The sequence below is a fragment of the Dendrosporobacter sp. 1207_IL3150 genome, from assembly GCF_036763085.1.
In the GTDB taxonomy this organism is placed as follows: domain Bacteria; phylum Bacillota; class Negativicutes; order DSM-1736; family Dendrosporobacteraceae; genus JBAIYU01.
Window position 1 is genome coordinate 101,376 of record NZ_JBAIYU010000007.1, and the last position, 20,717, is coordinate 122,092.

The window sequence follows — 20,717 nt, forward strand, 5'->3', positions numbered from 1 at the left end:
CCTCTTATATTGTTATATATTTGCTGTAAGGGACTAACACAGTCCCATGTGAACATTTTGCGTCCCTGTTAGATAATAAAAAAAGCATTACTACTTTGTTTTAAAAACCTTAAAGTACCGCTTCTGTCAGTTTGCTTACTAATTACCCGCCTTAGCGTACGCCGCCTTTAGAACTGTGACAGGATGAGCAGTCCTAACATTTCCGCCATGCGCTATTTGCAGTCGGCAAGTTCCACAATCCGATATTACCGTGTCAACCTTTGACTCCTTAATTTTTTTAAATAATCTCTCACCAATCTTCTGAGATATAGCGTATTTATCCGCCTTGAAACCGTAGTTTCCGGAAATGCCACAACAGCCAGCATCAACATTTTCAACCTTCAGACCTGGCACCAATCCCAAAATATCGAGCGCTGGCAGACCAAAACCTTGGGCACGCAAATGACAAGGAGCATGGTATAAATATATGCTAGCAGTACTGCCAAAATTCGTATTTAAGCTATTATTATCATGTAGATTTTGTAAAAATTCCATTACATCATATATATTCCTTGCATTTTCGGCTGTCCCCGGCAAGTGGAACAGTTCTTGATATTCTTGTTTTAACATTAACCCACAGCTTGTACAACAAGTAATCACTGGGTAACCTTTTTCAATCCACTTTTTTATATTAGCGCAATTCTTCACAGCATTATCGTGAGCTTCGTCTAAAAAGCCGCCTACTACTAACGGTGAACCACAGCAGACAAAAGCTTCATCAACGACTACTTCATAGCCGTTCTTTTGCATTACTTCAACAAAATCCAGGCCAACCTGCGGGTCATTGTAGTTTATAAAGCATCCTGGAAAAAATACAACTTTATCCGGATAGCTCACTTGTTTTATTGTTTTAAATTGTTTTAGGAAGGTCTGAGATGCGTATGGCGGCAGAGGTGCCTTTCCCTCTATTCCAACCATATCCAGTAAACCAAGTTTTTTGCTGAATGTCATACCGATATTAGCTAATTTTGCTCCTGGGAAAACATTGCTCAGCTTAGCCATTTTCTCGCCATGTGATAGTATTTGGTCGCGTATGCTTCGCCTGGTATTTTTATGCTGCTTCGCTCTAGCCAGCATATTAAGAGTTGAGATAGGAACGCCAGAGGGGCACGAAATATCACAGTTTTTGCAATTGGAACAATACTCTAGTGATGTGTCTCTATCTTGTTGGGAAAGCCTCATTCTTTCAAGCGCAGGACCAGTAGCTTTAGGCCCGCGAAACTTGCGAGTTGCTTCGGTAACCGGGCAGCTTACTACACAGGTCGTACAAGCGGTACAAAGATCTGGGTTTATCAAATGTTTACTCATAGTTTCCTCCCCTTATAAAGACATTGCTGCACAATAGGCCGAGGCCAAAGCTACGCCATTACCTGACTTTTCAAAACAGTAATCATATCCACTTAAATTCCGTCCTGCAACCGCAACATTCTTTAACACTACTTCGCCTTCTTTATTAAGCGGCTGCATGCTGCTATTCACATTTATTCCTATTTGGGCAAAGGGCTGTTTTTGATTAGAGAAAAGCACCTCGTTTGACCATTTTTCTTGCTGGTCGGGTGCTTCAACAGGCAAATTAAAGATAGGCTCAACAACCCTTCCTGGCTCAGCTATCAGTCCACCGCCATAAAAGCCGCCTGTCGCCAAAATATAGGACTCAGCACTATAAGTCCTGACACGATCCAGTCCCTTAGTCTCAACAGCGATGCATTTGCCGTTTTCTATAATGGCTCTATTTATAGCCGCTTTTTCAATAATTGTAACGCCAATTTTTTTAGCATAACTTATAAGCATTTTTTGCAGACGGAGTCCTGTAATTGATGGCGGCATTCCTGCAGCCTCTACAAAACTGCACTTTAGCTCTTTTTCTAGACTTTCAAGAACTGTATAATCAGGCATTGTTCCAAGCACAGGTGGAAGTATAATTGTAATTCCTGGTTTAACTGCTCTTTTAAGCTGCTTAATAAATTCTTTACGCCCCTCTTCATTATCAAGCCAACGAGCCACATCCAAATTTGTTACATCACGCCCCTCAGAAAAAGGGAGCTTGACTATAGCTGTGCTAATTTTATTTGGCAGATTTAGAATTTTATCTAGATTTTTAGCGACTAGCTGAGGATAAAAATCTTTCAAATAGTCAAAACCAACCACCATTATATCCTGAGCTTCAGCAATACTAGAGGGATCCATTGTGGCTGGAACTAGACACGTAGGCTTAAGTGTACCGGTTGCAGTAGGAATCCATTGCATCTTATTTAATGTTCCAACATACGGATAGCCTTGCTCCTCTGCAATTTGCTTAAAGAAGGCAATCGCTTCAGCAATCGCTAGACTGCCGACCTTCTTATATGGATGCGCACCATCCACTAAGTCCAGGCCTGCATCAGGCGCAGCAAGTGGATTGCCATTATCTCCATAGCCCAAAACATCTATTATGCCGCCACCGATAGTAAGGGTACCCGCTCCGTAAGACATTAAGAGTACTTCTTTTCCATTCTTTGCAGCGGTAATGGCAGATATTAACCCAGCAAAACCGCTGCCAATAACAATTACATCAGTTTTCTTCATCATTTATCGCTCCATTTATATTTAAAGTGCCCTCATAAATACCACGGGTCAATTCCATTTCACGAATCACATTACCCCATAGCGCCGGACGAATTCCCGCCCAACGGGCTTGTAAAAATTCACGGAATAAGCCGTTAGTATCTTTACCCCAAGACAATCCATTAGCATCTACTGCACCAACGCTGCGATAAGTGCAGAACGCCCCCTGACACGTTCCCATTCCCATGCGTGTTTTTCTTCGCACGTCACTTAACATATAACTTGTAGTATCGTCAGCTGCTTCTTCAACCTCAGCTAATGTAACGTTCTCACATTCACAGAGCAGTTGGCGCTTTTCTGGATTGTCCTTTATTCGTTGTATTACTTTTTCTAATTTTTCCGACCCGAGACGGGATACTGCTAAATCTGCCCCATATGCTGGGAAGTACAATCGCGCTTTAGCCTTTATTTCTGGTGAAGGATCTTCAACAATTGGCTCAATTGCTGTGCGGCACTCTGTCTTAAACCCTAACTGTGAGCAGACTAAATTTGTAATTTTTTCTGCCATAAGCCTGTAGGTTGTAAACTTACCACCAACAATAGTTGCGAAGCCTTTAAGACCTTCCTTAGCATGATCAAGAATAACAAAGTTTCGAGATGCACCGCGCCCCGTAGCATTTGGATCAGCACTATACAGCGGACGAGTTCCGGTAAAGGCCCTAAGAATTCGATAGCTTCTCAAGTTTCCAAATAGACATTCACCAATATCAATAAGTTTTACTATTTCATCCGCAGTTGGGACTGTATCGTCAGGACGCGATGCTTCCGCCGAAGTAGTGCCCAGGATTGTAATTGAGCCATGGGGAACGAATATATCTCCATCAGATGCCGGACGCAATCTATTAACAATCCTGCTGGTAATTCGATGATTGAAGGCTACTAACGTGCCACGATCAGGAAATACATTTACCTTTATTCCTGCTAAAGCTGCTACTTCGCCTACCCAAGACCCAGCAGCGCTTACAACAAAATCACAGCCAATGATATAGCTTTCAGCAGTTAATATGTTCCTCACTTTAACCCCGACCACTTGTCCATTAACCTGCTCAATTCCAATTAGTTCGGTATAAGTCAGTACTCTTCCGCCATATTTGCGGGCCGATGCAACGTTCTGCCAGAGCATCCGAAAACCATCAATAGCTGCATCTGGCACTCGGTATACCGATTTTATATTAGGACTAAGATTGGGTTCTAAATTAAGTGCTTCTTTAACCGATATTGGAATAGCTGAAATTCCCACTTTTCCACATGCTTCAACCCACTTAGCCTCAAAGGCTTCATCGTCTTTTGGTGTTCGCACAAACAACCCTTCAGTAACCTCAACACAATGTTTGCCTATTTTGCGCAGTATCATATTTTCCTCAATGCATTCTTTGCCTGCCTCAGGGTCTTTGACTGCGTATCGTCCGCCACTGTGCAATAAACCATGATAACGAGAGCTTGCACCATAACCAAGATCGCGCTGCTCCAGCAATAGTGCGTCAACCCCCCTCATACTTAAGTCACGTAAAATGCCGACACCCGTAGCTCCACCGCCGACTATCACAACCGTTGCTTTTTGCATTTTAATTCTCCTTTATTTGCAAAGAATCACTTAACTTGCTTGGCCTTAAATAGCACACAATCAACAGTGACAAAACTGCTCTTAGCTTAGTAAGTCCAATAGGCTATTTGCTATATAAGCCTCAGACGGCATAGTCATTCATGCGTTAAAGGCCCCCGCGCGCATGAATGACTTACTTAGATTAAAAATTAGCTTTTATTCTTCCCATTCTAAAGTCCGCTTTACTGCTTCCTCCTTTGATTCGTATCGCAATTTTGCTGTTGATTATGCGCCCCCGTTTTCACTCAAGCTATATATGGAATAATTAATTTTTTTAGAAAAGAAAAGCCCGAAACCAATGCTACCTTCAAGTAGCAAAAGCTTCGGACTTCTCATTATCTCCGTCCAGTTATTAAATTCAAGTAACATAGTACCATCAAAATAACACAATAGCACTACTTCAAATATTGGAATTATTCCTCGGGGCCTCATTTTGCCCCGGCGGAACATATTACGTCCCGTTATTGCAATAAAAAAGAACACTACTATTCTTCTGCATATTTCTTCAGTCTCCTGCTGGAATTTTCAATTTTTTTATAATTCAATGTATTTAAATAATATCATAAAAAAAGACAAACCAAGTTAATCCTTAGTTTGTCTTTTTTTATGCGGGCGACACGTCTCTAGCAGATTGGGATAAGCTTTATTATTAATGTAAGGGGATTACACCAATCATCATACCAAAAAAGAGAGAGATTTTGTTGGCATCATGCGATTGCTCTTTTACTAGCCGCACACCGCATCGCCCCGCAAAACGAAACGTAATCTCTTTCAACATACCTAAGCTAATATTATTTGGACTCATTTCGTCCACGTGGAACATATTGCGTCCCTATTGTTTTAATTATTTATCATTCTCTGAATTAATTGAAAGTCCTTCTTTTATAATTATTTTATTTAGTATTAATACAATTTAAATTGACTATACAATTAAATAGAGTGATCTCAGATAGGAAAAACAATGAGACCAAAACGGCAATCCATTCGGATCACTGCTTGGTCTCGCATTTATAAACTCATCAGGCCATTATCTTGCGTTTGCTTTACCCTGGTAAACGACGCCCCGCATAGCATCTACTGTTACGAGCATGCCATGTTCGAGCCTATTTACCGCACCTTCGGCACCAACTAATACCGGCAATCCATAGCTAACTCCAACAATTGCAGCTGGTGAAGTCAGTCCGCCCTCTTCGACAATGAGCGCGGCCGCCTTAGTTGCATATACCATATCCTCATTAGCAAGGCTCCTAGTTACTAGAATATCGCCTGGCTGAAATCTGATTTTAAGATCCTCACTAGAATTTGCTTTGCATACTTTACCTGTAGCTGCGCTCTGACCGATACCTACACCACGCACTAAGACCTCTCCAACAACATGTACCTTTATCATATTTGTCGTACCTGACAGACCTAGCGGTACCCCGGCAGTTACGACAACAAGATCACCATTTTTTACAATGCCTGCCCCCATTGAAGATTCAACAGCTCCGGCAATCATCTCATCAGTATTGGACCAACGCGCTCCTAAAACAGGGAATACTCCCCATAGCAGCAGCATCCGGCGCAGCGCTTTCTCATCAGGGGTAACTGCTACAATCGTGGCCTTAGGGCGGTATTTAGATACCATCCTCGCCGTATAGCCGCCCTCAGTTGAGGTAATAATCGCCGCTGCCCCAAGCTCGAAACCTACTTGAACTGTCGCATGACTAATAGCGTCAGTTGTAGTACATTGCTCTATGATGCCTTTATTTAAAAGCAGCTCACTGAATTTCAAAGAGGATTCAGTTCTCATAGCAATCTTAGCCATGGTCTCAACGGCTTGCACCGGGTAATCCCCTGAAGCAGTTTCACCACTCAGCATGATAGCGTCAGTGCCATCTAGGATAGCATTGGCCACATCGCTTGCCTCTGCTCTAGTCGGGCGAGGGTTAGACACCATTGATTCGAGCATCTGAGTTGCTGTAATAACAGGTTTACCAGCCTTATTACATTTTTCGATCATCATCTTCTGGAGAATCGGCACCTCTTCAACCGGTATTTCTACACCCAAATCGCCTCTGGCCACCATAATACCATCAGACACTTTGATTATCTCATCTATATTGTTAACACCTTCGGCGTTCTCAATTTTAGATATAATATCCATGGTAGCGCCAGCATCTTCAAGCACTTTTCTAATTGCTAAAACATCCGCTGCTCTCTGAATAAAAGAGGCTGCAATAAAATCCATCTTCTGCTGGACTCCAAATAGAATATCCGCAACGTCCTGCTCAGATAACGGCGGAAGATTTACTGAAACGCCTGGTGCCGCGACCCTTTTATGGTTTCCAATTACACCAGTATTTAAGATTGTAGTTACAATATCCTGCTGCTCAATCTTTTTAACCTTTAAACTTACCAGACCATCGGATAGCAGTATAATATTGCCAGGCATAACTTCCTGATATAGCAACTTGTGATTAACTGAAGCCATCTCTTCAGTTCCAATAACATCACGAGCAGTTAATATAAACGTATTTCCTTCACATAACTGTACTTTGCCCTTTTCAAATTTGCCAAGGCGCATTTCTGGCCCCTTTGTATCAAGCATTAAAGCAACAGGCTTATTAACCTTAGCCGACACTTCGCGAACGGTGGCAATACGTCTTCCATGTTCTTCATGAGAACCATGGGAAAAATTACACCTTGCAACATTCATGCCTGCCAATAACATTTGCTCTAAAACAGACGGACTTTCAGTACTGGGTCCCATAGTACATACAATTTTCGTCTTCTTAATCATAATGACACCTCTTTAAAGTCTATATTTTACCGTTGAACACAAACGTGCCTATAAAGAAAACACGACTTGCGTCGAGCCTTAGCGACGATGGAAGTCGATGTTGCCCTTATGCAGTAAGAAAGTTTATACTTTCTTATCGTATAAAAAAAGCCCGAAACCCAGCTAGGCTAAAAAACCTAACACAAGCTCCGGACCTCTCATAATCTCCGTCCTGATATACAGTTACTTATATACTATCATCCGCATAATTCATTTGCAATGTTTTTCTCGGGACAACTAAAATGGCCTTAAACAGCTAAGTCTGCTTAAGGCCATTTTACAATTAATTTTATTTTCCTTCTTTTCTCATTTCGTGCCCGCACCATACATGCTTAGACTTGCACATCCATTCCTGGACTTCATTTAAAGCTTCACCAAAACGTTGGAAATGCACCACTTCGCGTTCCCATAAGAAACGAAGTGTATCTTTGACACAAGGGTCGTCTGTGCAGGCAATAAGGTGCTCGTAAGTTGTACGTGCTTTTTGCTCAGCTGCCATGTTTTCTACTAAGTCGGTAATCGGATCGCCCAGGCAAGCAATATATTTAGCTGACCAAGGAACTCCATTGGCATCAGTCCAGAAAAGGCCATGGTCATGCTGAACAAATTGTCCTTCCCAACCCGCTTCTTTAAAGTCTTCACAGGTTGCGCCATCAGTCAATTTGTACACAAGTGCTGCTATCATTTCCATATGAGCTAATTCTTCTGTACCTATGTCAGTGAGCAACGCTTTAGCGTTGTCGGTAGGCATAGAGTAGCGTTGATTAAGATACCGAAGGGATGCTGATAATTCACCATCCGGTCCACCATATTGAGTAATAACCATCTTAGCAAACTTAACATCTGGGCAGGAAACTCTGACTGGATGTTCAAGCTTCTTTTCATAAATCCACATATTTTATTCTCCTCCTACAGTTCCCAAGGCCAAGGACCCATTGCCCATTGCCACGGTTCTTTAGAATAGCCGCCCATTCCGAAGTTCATTAGCGGACCGTATTCAGACTCATATTCTTTTTTCAATTTTCTAATTGCTTCAACTGCACAGTTATAATCATTAAGCGCATCTGTATCACATGGATGTGTATCCAAATATAGGTTTAGTTCTATTGCTACAAATTCCATCTCTTGAAGTCGCTTAAGCATCATGAATTGTTTTTCACAGTTCACCTTAAATTCACCTCCACTCATTTAATTCGGGATTGGATAAGCTCCCCACAGCTCAGGGAATAATGTTCCCTTCATTAGTGCTTCTTGTGGACAAAAAGCTTTATTATAACATTGATTAGGGACATAGGCATGAGCCAGCATTATACATTTCGGCATACTTAGAACAGCCATGCCATGTTGCATCACAGCGCCTTCCTCGTAGTCGTCGTCCATCATCATGTCCATATCGTCGTCGTCCATTTCGTCATACCATTTTGGCATAGGTTTTTTTTTCATATTCAAAAATAACCCTCCTCTCATTTGACCTAATATATCTTATGTGAATAACTTGACCCTTGTTACTTGCTATGTCAAAAAGCTCTAACTTTGCAATACTCATTGTTCATTTGTCTTCACTACTAAGTAGCTTAGCTTTACAATATTCCTACTGCATCACAAAAACTGTCTATTACTAATGTACTATCACATTAAAAATGCGGCCTTGAAACCAGAATATTCTGATGCTAAAATTAAGATAAATAATAAGCGCAGAAGGGGGAAATCAGCAATGTCTGATATCAAAGCAGTATTTTACTCAAACCTTTTTGCTATCTGTACGTTAACCCTATTCTCAATGTTCCTTTAAAGTTCGCCCTAAGAGGACACAAAAAGCAACAGTCCGATTCGTAATGAATCGGACTGTTGCTTTTTGCTTATTAGTATGCTGGCATAATTAAAAATGCTAATATATAGAGCGCTACACCTATACCACGGTATAGGCATGTCAGAGTCCAAGCGAAGCGTATCAAGGTTACGTCAATCCCAGTATATTTGCTAATACCAGAACACACCCCAAAAACCATACTATGCGAGGAATCAATCGCCAACTGCTTAGTTAACATTAAGTTGTCAGTTGTTCCGCTGTCAAAAAACTGCCATACAGTCAGTCCGCTTAAAACATACGCACCCATCCGGACAAGCCAAAACATAATCCCCGCCCCCCCTTACAGCTGTTATTACTATTATTGCCGTAATAAGGAGGGTTTAAACACTTGTTGGAATATCCGATAAAGGCAATGTTAGCTTAAACTTCAGGTTTAACTAACCGCAGTCTTCTTCTAGCCAGATTTGGAGATTTAGCTCGTTCTGGCTGTTCCGATGTTCGTGACGTTCCTTGGACAGCTTTCCGCCCAACATTAATTAATAGACCTATGCTTGCCATATTGATGATTAGAGACGTCCCGCCGAAACTGATAAAAGGTAACGGTACGCCGATTACTGGTAACAGCCCGGAAACCATCGCAATATTAGCTAAGCCCTGGCCGACTACCAGCATAGTTATCCCCATTGCCAGCATCTTACCAAAACCGTCAGGTGCAGTACGAGCAATTTGTCCGCCATAGCAAGCCAAAGCCCCTAGCAGTAATAGCACAACAGCTGCTCCCGCGAACCCCATTTCCTGGCACAGTACCGCGAAGGCAAAATCAGTGTGAGCTTCAGGTAAATAGTAAAACTTACTGGCGCCCATCCCTAAACCAGTACCAAAAAAACCTCCCGAACCAATTGCTAAAAGTGATTGTACTGTTTGGTATCCGGTTGAGTCTTGGAAGGCCCAAGGATTAATCCATGCAGATATGCGCTCAGCACGATATGCTGCCGCATATGTAAGATAGACAGCCCCTAACATACTAATAACGCTTAAGAAATATAGCTGCATTCTCGGCAATCCAGCAACAATATATAGCACCATACATGATGCAACTATAATTGTTGCAGTCCCCATATCCGGCTGCTTTAGAACTAAAACGCCTGATATTAATGTTAACAATACAGGCATGGACATTAACGTCGCCTTACGATTTCGGTCAATCTTAGGACCTAAGTAACTTGCCGACAAGACTATCGCCATTATTTTAGCTAATTCCGACGGCTGGAATTGAAAGCCGATATTTAGCCATCGCCTAGCTCCATTTGCCTCAATACCAACAAATTTTACTGCTATTAGCAGCCCGATAGTAACAGCAGCAAGCGGAAGCAGTAATCCTCTTATTTTGCGGTAGTCTATTCTAATTGCAATTAACATTGCGACAAATCCAAGGGCGAACGACATTAAATGCCGCTTAAGAAAAAAATAGCTATCGTTTAAAAGCTGCCCTGCCAAAATGAAGCTTGCGCTAAATATATTAACCGTTCCAATAATCGCCAACAGCAGTACTATAAAAAACACTGCTTCATTATTATTGACCCATAGTTTAGATTTTTGCATTTACATCCTCCATGCATGTATCCTAATACCTAAATTATACCAGAAAAAACTTACTAATCCCAATAAGCAATTTAGCCTATATGTGAATATATTATATGAGGCTATTATTCTGAGATATAATGCAAGCGAGAAGAGGTGTTGACATGGATTGGGCAAAATACAAAATGCTAGCGGTTGATGCTGCCGCCCACACCCTGCTGCTCATTGACGGCGAGAACGGGGAAATATTATCCGAAATGTCTTACCCTGATACCTGTGTCCCAACGGCTTTAGTCTTAGCTCCAGAAGCTAACAAGGCCTTTCTTCCGGCAGCCGGAACTAATGGCAGCGGTTCTCTCTTTATCGCGAATTTAACTAATTTCACATTATATCGGCTGCCAATGGAGATACCTCACCCTAGTCAATTTGCTATTACACCATGCGGGACAAAAGCATATCTGGTAGATCCTGGCGGTACATTGTATCAAGTAAATACTACAGAAATGACTCTAACAATGCTAGGCCAGCCCGAAAATGCTGCCTGCGTCGGTATCCTGGCAGATGATAAATTTATTTATACTGCATGGGAACATAAAAATGGCGGAAGTATCGCTACCTTCGATTGCAACGGTCAGTTGATTAGTGAGTATTCTATGCCAGGAATTCCAACTAACATAACAATCAATAAAGAGCGTATTCTTATTCCTTTTACGGCTACCTCTTTTACCGGAGAGGGTCTTGCTGTATTTGACAAGTCCCTTGGCGATGACTTAACGCCTACCGTTATTACTATTCAGTGTCCTATGCGTACAACCGGCTTGAAAGCTTATCCGTGCAGCGTGACCGTTGCACCAGATGACTGCACAGCTTACGTTATAAATGAAGACAGCGGTTCAATCACTATTATAGATCTGAGCACTTCGAGTATAACAGGCCATATCGCCCTGGGTCGATCAATATCAAATTTATACATATTGCCTGACAGTCGTTTTGCTATTGCAACAAGTAACATGTTTGCAGATCTTACCCTTATAGATCTAGTAAACGAAAGAGTACTATCTGTAGCAGCATCTAACCAAGAAATCTTAAATTATCTAGCCATTTTATAAAGAAAACACGGCTTGTACCAAGCCCTTAGGCGAAGGTAGAAGCCGATACTTAACCACTTATCCTGTTTGTTAGGGTAAAGAAAGCACGGCTTGTACTGAGCCCTTTGGGCGAAAGTAGAAGCCGATGCTGCACTTATCCTGTTTTTAATAAAGCCAACGCTTTATGTTAGGATAAAGAAAACACGGCTTGTACCAAGCCCTTAGGCGAAGGTAGAAGCCAATGCTTAACCACTTATCCTGTTTTCTTATTGTTGTTACAAAGATCGTATTTCGGTTTTTACCCGAATAGCAAGGCCGCAGCACTCGCTGCGGCCTTTTCGTATTAAAAGGGAGCTATAATGTATTCGCTAAAAGCTTAGACCCCCAGCTTAACGGAGGGGCATTGCGCACTTTAAGCTATTCCCTTGGTTTTCCTAAAGAACGCGGGAAACTTCCGCCCCATTTATATTTAGGCTTCTTAGAATCAGATTTCTTGGTATTTTCATTAGGTAACTCCTGTTTGTCAGGAACAGTCTTGTAGCTGCTAGCTTTTGCCATAACTTTTATTTCATCTTCAGCATTTTCTTTGGTTTCCGGTACTTTAACTTCTGAATAGCCTTTTGCCATTTTTATAATTTTAGTAGCTTCGGCTTCCTCTTCGGCCTCAATTGCTTCTTGATCATCGTCAAATGAGAGCTCTGGACAGCAAACTTCGGCCTTTTCACAGGGCTCATCACATACTACATCGTCGCAAGGTCCACATTCGTTATCTAAGACCGGCTCTGCAAAAGCAACGCCCTCTTCCATAGGTACAATGTATTTTGGTTTTTTAAGTCCAACCCCACCTAATATTGGCGGACATACCTCTTCATCTTCATTAAGAAAATTGTCCGCTGAACAGCATTCCGAGTCGATAAATTCATCGTCGACACAAGGAATATCTTCGATAAAATCGAAATCCGTATGTTTCATTATTCTTCGTTCCATCATGGCTAATAACATTAGAAAATGCTCAGCCTCTCTTCTGATATGGTCTGCCATTGTTTCTGGCATTATCCCCAAAAGACGGCATTCGGCAATTAGATCTTCGGCTGCTTTCTTAAAGTCACGCAGACGCTGAACGTCCATGCGAACATCTAATAAAAAGCGTCTAAAAGCCATTACTTCGCATTCATTATTATGAATCATGCTGGCAAAGTCACGTCCTTGAAGAACAAGATCATCGAATTCGCATGAAAACTCATCCGCCATTCTAATTAGGCTTCGTTCGGATGGATCTAACAGGTGACTCATAAACTTTGCATGGTCTGCCATTATACGCAGCCAGAAAACTGTCTCTTGCGTTTGAGAGGATTCCTTAAGAGCAACCCTTCCGTTACGCATTTTTTCTAGCAGCCGTAAGAAATATTCCGCTTCCCTAGACAGATGGTCTAAAAAGAGCGGGAAATTAGTTCCACCTAATCGACAAGCAAGTTTTGCCTGCAGCAATTCACGCTTATAAAGATAAAAATCTTTAACTGCATCATAGGCTTCATTAACTATTTCACTTGATTGCTTAATAGTTTTGATGCGTTCAGCTTGCTGTTGCAAAGCACCAAACTCTTGGTAGAAAGCTTGGGCCTCATCAATTAGAGCAGTATCTCCGCAGGGCAAACCTGCTTTAATAAACATAGCATGTTCCTGCATAATATGCAGCCAGAATTTCAATTCTTCGACATTTAGTGGCTCTAACGGCTGGGGAACCGTATAAGTCATCGGTTGACGCGGCATAACAACCACTCTCCCATCTCACAATGCGTTTCGCTATTACATTGTATGCCGCATATTCCGTTTTTGTTATGAAAAAAGCACTTCACAGCGATTTATTTTTACGCCAATCGAACTAAATTTAGCCTCATACTCAGTCATTATATTGTCGGACATGTTATCGCTATGTAAGTCATATGTGACATTATTAGTTTTCAAACCGCTTTCGCTAAATTGCTCCAAAGAAAAATCAAATAATGCTCTATTATCTGTTTTGAAAAACAACTCACCGTTTTTCTTGAGCAGTTTTCGATATTTTTCTAAAAAGCCTTGGTGAGTTAGCCGCCTTTTGGCATGACGGGCTTTAGGCCATGGATCGCAAAAATTTATATAAAATCTACTTACTTCGCCTTCAGCAAAAATATCTAGGATATTGTTGATATCGAATACTAGCAAACGAACATTTTTAAGTTCTCGCTCCCGCACTTTCTTAGCTGCATAGTACAGTACATCCTGTTGCGCTTCAATACCTATAAAATTTATATTAGGATGAGCTGCCGCCAAATCAGTTATAAATCGGCCTTTACCTGTGCCAAGTTCTACGTATAACGGAGCCTCACGTCCAAAAATTTCAGTCCATTTGCCAGCGGAATCACTGCCTGCATTAATTATTACAAAATCACTAAATTCTTTAATAGCCTCAGTAACCCAAGGTTTCTTCCTCAACCGCATACTAATCACCTATACCTTTTCTCGCTATTTTTACCTAAATACCCAAATTTAGCAGGATTTGTAAATTATTTTATATAATTAATGAATAAATGATAGTTATATGTAATATATATGAATAAATACAAGCTCAGCTTGTCTAATAGCTCTGAAACAGAGCGCAGGGGGTTATTATGTGTCAGATTGTCTTACTAAAGGTCCAATCAATAATATATGGGATGCTGTTCCAGCTTCCGTAATTATTGTTGACTCGAAATGTCAAATAACCAGCTTCAACAAAGCATCTGAAGATTTATTTGGAGTAACACGGGAAAAAATCCTTGGGCAGAATATCGTTGAAGCTTGTTGCGCTTACCAAGTAACTTACGATAATGATATGTTTACCAAAGCGGTGCAGAGTGGTATAGCCACTCCGTTAACTGAATTTAGAATTACCTATAATGGGCTGCAAATAACTCTTGCAGGCACTGTTTACCCTGTTTATAATGCCAATCAGCAAATTACTGGTGCAATCGGCGTATTAATAAACCTTGATAAAGAGAAGCAGTGGGAACGCAGAATACAGCATCTGGAAACACTAGCGGCTATCGGGCAAATTGCCGCAGGAACAGTTCATGAAATCCGCAATCCGCTGACCGCTATTAAAGGCTTTGCTCAGCTTATACAATGCCGAGCAACACGCCAAGATACAACCTCAATATACGAATACTGTACACTGATAAGCAAGGAAATCGACCATATAAATCTAATCGTCTCTGATTTCCTGACTCTATCCAGACCTCACGAGAAACCCTTTTTACGGCTGGATATAGCAAGCTTAGTAACAGACGTACTGGCGTTTTTATATGGTGAATCACTGTTGGTCAATATAACTGTTTTATCCGAGCTTCCCGATAATTCTCTGTATATCAAAGGCTGTATTGAGAATTTAAAAGAAGTACTTATTAACATCTGCCGCAACGCCTTTCAAGCTATGCAGCCAGGGGGCACATTAACAGTATCAGTATCTAAAAATCTAAATTCAGTATATATCGAGATATCTGATACCGGCTGCGGTATGGATGAGAAGACTCTCGCCCATCTCTTCGAAGCCTTTTACACAACAAAGGAAACTGGCACAGGACTAGGGTTATCAATCTGTCAGCGCATTATCCGAGAACATAACGGCGAAATAAAAGTAACAAGTGCTCACGGCGTCGGAAGTACTTTCACAATTATTTTACCTTTATGCAGTGAAATCTAAAACCAATGATATAGGCTCAGAAACCAGCCGCTCTAATGCCTCATCAAGATGAGGATATAGAACGGCTGTTTTTTTGCTTTTTAAGCTTTTTCTAGTCCATATTTTTTCAGATACCGGTATAGAGTAACTCTACTGACATCCAGCATATTTGCCAGTCTGCTGATATTACCGCCAGCAGCCTGCCACGCCTTAATAAAGACATCACGATCCTCTTTCCAGGAGGTATCAGGCCTAATATCACCCATTAGATTAATATCTTCAGGACGAATTTCATCACTAGTGGTGTTAAAAAACGCATATTCTACTACGCCCTGAAGCTGTTTTATATTACCTGGCCACTCATAAGACTTCAGCAGCTCAGCCGTCTCAGGCAAAATTCGCTTTATACCAATCTGATGCTGCTCTGCAACTTCACTAATAATATGCTCTGCAAGAGCTGGAATGTCTTCTTTCCTCGTCCTGAGCGCAGGTACTCTAATTACATTCTTCGCAATTATATCATACAGCTCTGGAGCAAATGCGCCCCGTTCTGTCAGTCTCTTTAAGTCACTGTCGCAGGCAGCAATAATTCTTACATCAACCGAACGCTCAACCTTATCCCCGATACGACGCATTGCCTTTTTAGCAAGAACTTCTGCCAAAACGGCTGAAATGCCCTTAGGTAATTTTTCAATCTCATCCATAAATAAAGTGCCGCCATTGGCAAGTTCTAGTTTGCCTGGACGACTAATATCAGGAGCGTCCGCAATACCAAACAACTCTTCTTCTAACCGTTCTGGCGGTAAACCGCCGCATTTAATTGCAATAAACGGACCAGCTGCTCGCGTGCTAGCCTGATGAATACCATGAGCCATACGTTCTTTTCCTGTCCCCGCTTCACCTTGCAGCAGTAGATGGGTGCTGTTTCGAGCAACTCTGGCTGCCTTATCCTTAGAGTTAATAAATACCGCAGCATCTCCTATCATACTTGCCAAACTATATCTGGCAGTATATCCTACCGCATGAGCCACAAGTGTCCTTAGATCCTCAATCGGCAGAGAAACAGCAACAACACTATTTACCGTCTGGTCAGAATCCCGTTCCAAAGGTACGACAGTGGTAATATCTTCGTAAGTTTTACGTGGAGTAATCCAAGTAACCTCTTTATTATATGACGGTACACCATTGAAACCTTTGTAAATTGGTGTATGGCGATAATTTAACACTACATCATTAAGATTAGGAAGACCGCTTCCAGTGTCTTCACCGCCAATGCCAGCAAGCCTACTCTGACCTAGTTTGTTTGTGTAAGCAACCTCTCCACCTGGCATAATATGATATACCGCAAAAGGAGCAGCATCCAAAATTGCTTGTTGTGCCTTTAAACGCGACAGCAGCATAATCTGCTTTTCCATTGCATGTTTTATACTTAGTAATAAGGAGACGACCGAACTGTACGGCAGAGCTTGCTGCTCAACCGAAACTAATGTAACAATATACTCAAGTTGTCCATTAATGATAATAGGAGCAGAGCAGGCGTCCCCCATCTGACACTCTTCAACCCACATCTCCGGACCGAATATCAAAAATGGAACTCTGTGATCCCGGGCAATACTAATACTTGAGGTACCAATATCCTGCTCAGATAATCTCGCGCCTTCGATCTGACCAGGTGTTTTCTGGAAAAAAGGCAGGGAATAGCTCTTTAATACATAGCAATCAGCATCTAAAAGCAGTAGGCTAAGATTATAAATATTAAAAAATTCCCTTATTTCACGGTAAAAGTCATTTAGGTATTTTATTGCCCCATCATTCTTTTCTTGACGTGCGGCCAATTCAGATTTAGGCAGCTTAGCTAGTGTTGGCATAAAATCGTTCGGCACACCAATCTCGCGGCTTTTCTGCCAAGAATCTGCTACCCATGGATGGACATTTGGGTCAAGCACATTATCATTTATATATTTACGGTAGTAATATTCCAATTTCTCTTTACTTCGCTGTTCACGAATCATTAAATAACCCCCAAAAAATTCTTTGTATATTAAGTATGTCCAGGATATTATCAATAGTAACTGTTTGCTTACCTAATTGTATCAAGCCTGTACACTTCACGCAATAATGTACGAACCTAATATACAGAAAATTAACTCCTCTTTACCAAAAGCCAAGATTTAGTTATGCTATAAATAGGATATTTTGAAAGTGGGTGATTTAATGAAAACAATTGCTCTCATTGCTCATGACCGAAAAAAACAGGAAATGCTGGATTTCGTTAGGATTCACTCTGACCTGCTTTCCAGCTACAACCTTGTCGCCACTGCTACTACCGGTCGGCTAATTAAAGAAAATACTAAGCTAGCTGTGACCGCATACTTATCAGGTCCATTAGGCGGAGACCAGCAAATAGGCGCCCTTGTCGCGACCCAGCAGGTTGACGTTGTTTTATTCTTCCGTGATCCGCTAACAGCTCAGCCTCACGAACCAGATATTACTGCCCTGCTTAGAGTATGTGATGTACACAATGTGCCACTAGCAACAAATCAGTGTTCGGCACATATCCTGCTGAACGGATTAGACTAATTACCCCATAAGAGTAAAAAACAGGCTGGATAGCCTGTTTTTTTGTACGATAAAAAGCATAAGTGTTCCTTACATGCATATAGGAAACATCAGCTTCCGCCTCGCGGAGGCTCGGCGCAAGCCGTGTTTTCTTTATTAATCACGTACGATAGTGATTCATATCTTCAGTAAAGTGATGAATTACCTTCTTGAACTCACCGATCTTATCCATCATATCTTGCAGCTTATCATTATATACCGCGACAGCCGCACTAACCTCTTCACTTGCTGCTGAGTTTTCCTCGGATATTGCCGCTAATGATTCGATTTTACCATAAACCTGATTTAGCCCGCCCATTTCACGATCCAGCTTATCAATCATATCTACGATATTATCGGCAACACTGTGTATATTCGTTACATGATCGGTATTAGCTTTAACTACTTCACCAAGCTGATGGCTTTCTTTTGCTAAAATTTCATACTCATCTTCTATCATCCCGACAACGCCGCTGATTATTTCCATCAGAATTTGTAAGTCACTTGAAATACTTTCCGAATGCTGATGTGACTGCTCGGCAAGTTTTCTAACTTCTTCAGCTACAACAGCAAATCCTCGTCCTTGTTCACCAGCACGAGCAGCCTCAATCGCGGCATTTAGAGCCAGTAGGTTAGTCTGTCCGGCAATCTCAGCAACCATCCCAGTTATTTCATTTATCTTACTAGCCTGAGCCTGTAGATTCTCGGCTGATTCTTTTACATCAACAAACTTTTGCATGCTTTTTTCAAGTTTAGTACTTGACGCTTGTACCTCACTAAAACCATTTTTGATTTCAATCACAGCCGCTTCTAATTGCAGCTTGTTACGTTCTTGCTCAGCGACAACAGTTTTAAGAGTTTCTAGATTACCATTTAAAATATCAACTGCATGGGTGGTTTCTTCGGCTTGACTTGTAGCTGCCGTAGCGACATCCATTACAACTCCGGAAATCTCATTGGATGTTCCGCGCATTTTTTCAGCAAGATCATTGAAGTTGTCAGCATATTTATTCATTTCATCGCCAGTGCCTTTAAAACCCGTAAAATCACTCTTTAGGCGTTTTTTATATTCATTAATCAAAGTAATAATCTCTTCGAAGTCATCGTTAGAATCTAGATTAGTTGCAATATAGTACTTATGTCCAATGATATTCTTTAAATCCATTTTTATTGTTTCGAAAGGTTTTAACAACAACGATGCTCCCGCACTAGCAAATAAACCTGTCAAAAGCGCAGACCACAGCGGAATATCAAAGCCGCCAAGCGTCAAGATTAAGTTAGCCGCTAGTGAAAACACCGCAGCCGCTATTCCTATCTTTGCCGACAGGCTGCGCACAAAACCTAACGAAAAAGCCTTATTGCACTTATAGGTTACAGTTTGGCTAATTGGTTTAGGAAATTTAATTTTTATTTTCATATGCTCAGCCGAGGATTCAACAATATCAGTTTTAATATCTTCTCGAAAATGTTCGGCCGCACCGGTCAGCAGCCCTTTTAGATAGCCAAACATGCCCCGTTTTGAGCGGTAGCTCAAAACAGCTTCGTCTTCAGATATCGGATTAATTAGAAGCTCTGGGGGGTTAGCACCTGGCAGACGTTTAACCATTACTACATGAACATCATACATAGCCGCTAAGAAAGAATAGAGATTTTCATGCTGAAAAAATGCCGGATATACACTAAAAAAGCTTCTAACGTTATCTTTGCCTATTGCAAGCCAAATCTCATCCTCTGATTTATTTAGCTTTGCTGCAAGAAATGCAACAATTTGCTTAGGCTTAGAATCTTCTATCTCTTCAGTAGGCAAAAACATTTTATCACTAGGCCAACCAACATGCTTCATAGCTTCGATGGTCAATTCTACGCCCCATAGCTGTCTCGATGTATTAAGCCAAGTCCCAACAACAGTACCTTTCAAAAATAACACCTCATTAGTGGTAATTTATGTCTAATAACCAAAAACTTCGCTATCATCCGCCAATATCCTGTTATATATTGTGAAATAAAGTTTAAAATTCCATTTTAATATTAGTTTTCTATTAAAAATACCTATTTTTACTATCATAAATAGTGACTTAAGTCACAGCCGTTTTAGAGTAAAGCCGCTAATATAAAGATATTATTTTTCGATTATTTCATAAGGAGGCTACATAATGACTCTACCTTTAGCGAAAATTCCCTTCTTAAATAAACGTATCAAATTTCCTGTCAGCCCCCACATCCCAGGAGGTTTTACTAATCCTGACCAGCTTAGAAAAATCGCCGAAATAGCTGACAAGTACGGTGGAACTTTAAAAATCATGGGAAACGGCATTACCATTATGGGCCTTAGCTTAGCTGATGGTGAAAAGGCATTAGCAGAATTAGGTACAAAACTAGAATCTTTTATTTCAAAGTCAGTGCGAGCTGTAATCACTTGCCCAAGCAAACCGCACTGTCCTATGGCCCAGCAAGACAGTTCAGCGTTAGGATTGGCACTAGACAGTGAGTTCTTTGGTCAAGAAGTGCCTGGTAAGCTTCGCATAGGCGTCAGCGGCTGTCCTAATTGTTGTGCGGAAGTAATGGTAAAAGATATCGGTATGTTTGCGACAGCTAAAGGATATACGCTAGCCGTTGGCGGCAATTCTGGCAGACATGCGCAGGTCGCCCGGATAATCGCCGAAAACATGCCTTCCGAAGAAATATCCCCAGCAATTCGTTCTATCTTGGCATATTATCAAAAGTACGGTCAGCCTAAAGAAAGACTGGGGCAGGTCATTGATCGGCTTGGATGGGATAATTTTGTTAATCAGACTATTCCTGCTGGCTATCGAAAATAAGCGAAATAACCTGCTGAATAATTAAATACTTCGCACAATTAAAATTAGCCGCAAAAT

At 41.2% G+C, this 20,717-nt stretch carries 18 protein-coding genes; 4 read left to right on the top strand and 14 right to left on the bottom strand.

Going from position 1 to position 20,717, the window contains the following annotated elements:
- Positions 1–138 precede the first annotated feature (138 nt).
- The 10 genes from V6C17_RS01740 to V6C17_RS01785 all read right to left on the bottom strand — a co-directional run bounded on the left by V6C17_RS01740 (position 139) and on the right by V6C17_RS01785 (position 10,479).
- Positions 139–1,347 (bottom strand): anaerobic glycerol-3-phosphate dehydrogenase subunit C, encoded by a 1,209-nt coding sequence (locus V6C17_RS01740; RefSeq protein ID WP_333520824.1) that lies wholly within the window; start codon positions 1,345–1,347, stop codon positions 139–141.
- 12 nt (positions 1,348–1,359) lie between these two features.
- On the bottom strand, positions 1,360–2,607 hold the full coding sequence (gene glpB, locus V6C17_RS01745; protein WP_333520825.1) for an anaerobic glycerol-3-phosphate dehydrogenase subunit GlpB: 1,248 nt from the start codon (positions 2,605–2,607) through the stop codon (positions 1,360–1,362).
- Positions 2,591–4,207 carry an anaerobic glycerol-3-phosphate dehydrogenase subunit GlpA gene (glpA, locus tag V6C17_RS01750; RefSeq protein ID WP_333520826.1) on the bottom strand — a complete coding sequence of 539 codons (1,617 nt, stop codon included), beginning with the start codon at positions 4,205–4,207 and terminating at the stop codon, positions 2,591–2,593. Before glpA ends, glpB begins: the two co-directional genes overlap by 17 nt.
- Before the next feature lie 688 nt (positions 4,208–4,895).
- Entirely contained in the window at positions 4,896–5,051 is a 156-nt protein-coding gene (locus tag V6C17_RS01755; protein WP_333520827.1) for a hypothetical protein, read from the bottom strand.
- Between the two features lie 222 nt (positions 5,052–5,273).
- Complete coding sequence (pyk, locus tag V6C17_RS01760; RefSeq protein WP_333520828.1) at positions 5,274–7,028, bottom strand: pyruvate kinase; 1,755 nt, start codon at positions 7,026–7,028, stop codon at positions 5,274–5,276.
- 328 nt (positions 7,029–7,356) lie between these two features.
- Positions 7,357–7,962 (bottom strand): manganese catalase family protein, encoded by a 606-nt coding sequence (locus V6C17_RS01765; RefSeq protein ID WP_333520829.1) that lies wholly within the window; start codon positions 7,960–7,962, stop codon positions 7,357–7,359.
- A gap of 14 nt (positions 7,963–7,976) precedes the next feature.
- Positions 7,977–8,234 (bottom strand): spore coat protein CotJB, encoded by a 258-nt coding sequence (locus tag V6C17_RS01770; RefSeq protein WP_333520830.1) that lies wholly within the window; start codon positions 8,232–8,234, stop codon positions 7,977–7,979.
- Positions 8,235–8,255: 21 nt separating this feature from the next.
- Positions 8,256–8,510 (bottom strand): spore coat associated protein CotJA, encoded by a 255-nt coding sequence (locus V6C17_RS01775; RefSeq protein WP_333520831.1) that lies wholly within the window; start codon positions 8,508–8,510, stop codon positions 8,256–8,258.
- Positions 8,511–8,929: 419 nt separating this feature from the next.
- Positions 8,930–9,202 carry a PspC domain-containing protein gene (locus V6C17_RS01780; RefSeq protein WP_333520832.1) on the bottom strand — a complete coding sequence of 91 codons (273 nt, stop codon included), beginning with the start codon at positions 9,200–9,202 and terminating at the stop codon, positions 8,930–8,932.
- A 95-nt stretch (positions 9,203–9,297) separates the two neighbouring features.
- A complete protein-coding gene (locus tag V6C17_RS01785) occupies positions 9,298–10,479 on the bottom strand; it encodes an FtsW/RodA/SpoVE family cell cycle protein (RefSeq protein WP_333520833.1) in 1,182 nt (393 codons plus the stop codon).
- A 143-nt stretch (positions 10,480–10,622) separates the two neighbouring features.
- Here V6C17_RS01785 and V6C17_RS01790 point away from each other — a divergent pair, with 143 nt between their 5' ends.
- On the top strand, positions 10,623–11,567 hold the full coding sequence (locus tag V6C17_RS01790) for a YncE family protein (RefSeq protein WP_333520834.1): 945 nt from the start codon (positions 10,623–10,625) through the stop codon (positions 11,565–11,567).
- Positions 11,568–11,963: 396 nt separating this feature from the next.
- On the opposite strand, the gene V6C17_RS01795 is transcribed toward V6C17_RS01790, so the two are convergent.
- Both V6C17_RS01795 and trmB read right to left on the bottom strand, forming a co-directional pair.
- The gene (locus tag V6C17_RS01795) at positions 11,964–13,316 is read right to left on the bottom strand and encodes a DUF2935 domain-containing protein (protein ID WP_333520835.1); all 1,353 of its coding nucleotides are present in this window, start codon (positions 13,314–13,316) and stop codon (positions 11,964–11,966) included.
- A gap of 66 nt (positions 13,317–13,382) precedes the next feature.
- A complete protein-coding gene (trmB, locus tag V6C17_RS01800; protein WP_333520836.1) occupies positions 13,383–14,024 on the bottom strand; it encodes a tRNA (guanosine(46)-N7)-methyltransferase TrmB in 642 nt (213 codons plus the stop codon).
- A gap of 172 nt (positions 14,025–14,196) precedes the next feature.
- Here trmB and V6C17_RS01805 point away from each other — a divergent pair, with 172 nt between their 5' ends.
- Positions 14,197–15,264: a two-component system sensor histidine kinase NtrB gene (locus V6C17_RS01805; protein ID WP_333520837.1), complete on the top strand. Its 1,068-nt coding sequence runs from the start codon at positions 14,197–14,199 to the stop codon at positions 15,262–15,264.
- An 80-nt stretch (positions 15,265–15,344) separates the two neighbouring features.
- Here V6C17_RS01805 and V6C17_RS01810 read toward each other — a convergent pair whose 3' ends face one another.
- Positions 15,345–17,255 (bottom strand): sigma-54-dependent Fis family transcriptional regulator, encoded by a 1,911-nt coding sequence (locus V6C17_RS01810; protein ID WP_333520838.1) that lies wholly within the window; start codon positions 17,253–17,255, stop codon positions 15,345–15,347.
- A 202-nt stretch (positions 17,256–17,457) separates the two neighbouring features.
- Between V6C17_RS01810 and V6C17_RS01815 the strand changes: the two genes are divergently transcribed.
- Positions 17,458–17,823 carry a methylglyoxal synthase gene (locus V6C17_RS01815; protein WP_333520839.1) on the top strand — a complete coding sequence of 122 codons (366 nt, stop codon included), beginning with the start codon at positions 17,458–17,460 and terminating at the stop codon, positions 17,821–17,823.
- Between the two features lie 139 nt (positions 17,824–17,962).
- On the opposite strand, the gene V6C17_RS01820 is transcribed toward V6C17_RS01815, so the two are convergent.
- Positions 17,963–19,768 (bottom strand): heme NO-binding domain-containing protein, encoded by a 1,806-nt coding sequence (locus tag V6C17_RS01820; protein WP_333520840.1) that lies wholly within the window; start codon positions 19,766–19,768, stop codon positions 17,963–17,965.
- Between the two features lie 226 nt (positions 19,769–19,994).
- On the opposite strand from V6C17_RS01820, the gene V6C17_RS01825 reads away from it, so the two are divergent.
- Entirely contained in the window at positions 19,995–20,660 is a 666-nt protein-coding gene (locus V6C17_RS01825) for a nitrite reductase (RefSeq protein ID WP_333520841.1), read from the top strand.
- The last annotated feature ends 57 nt before the right edge of the window (positions 20,661–20,717 follow it).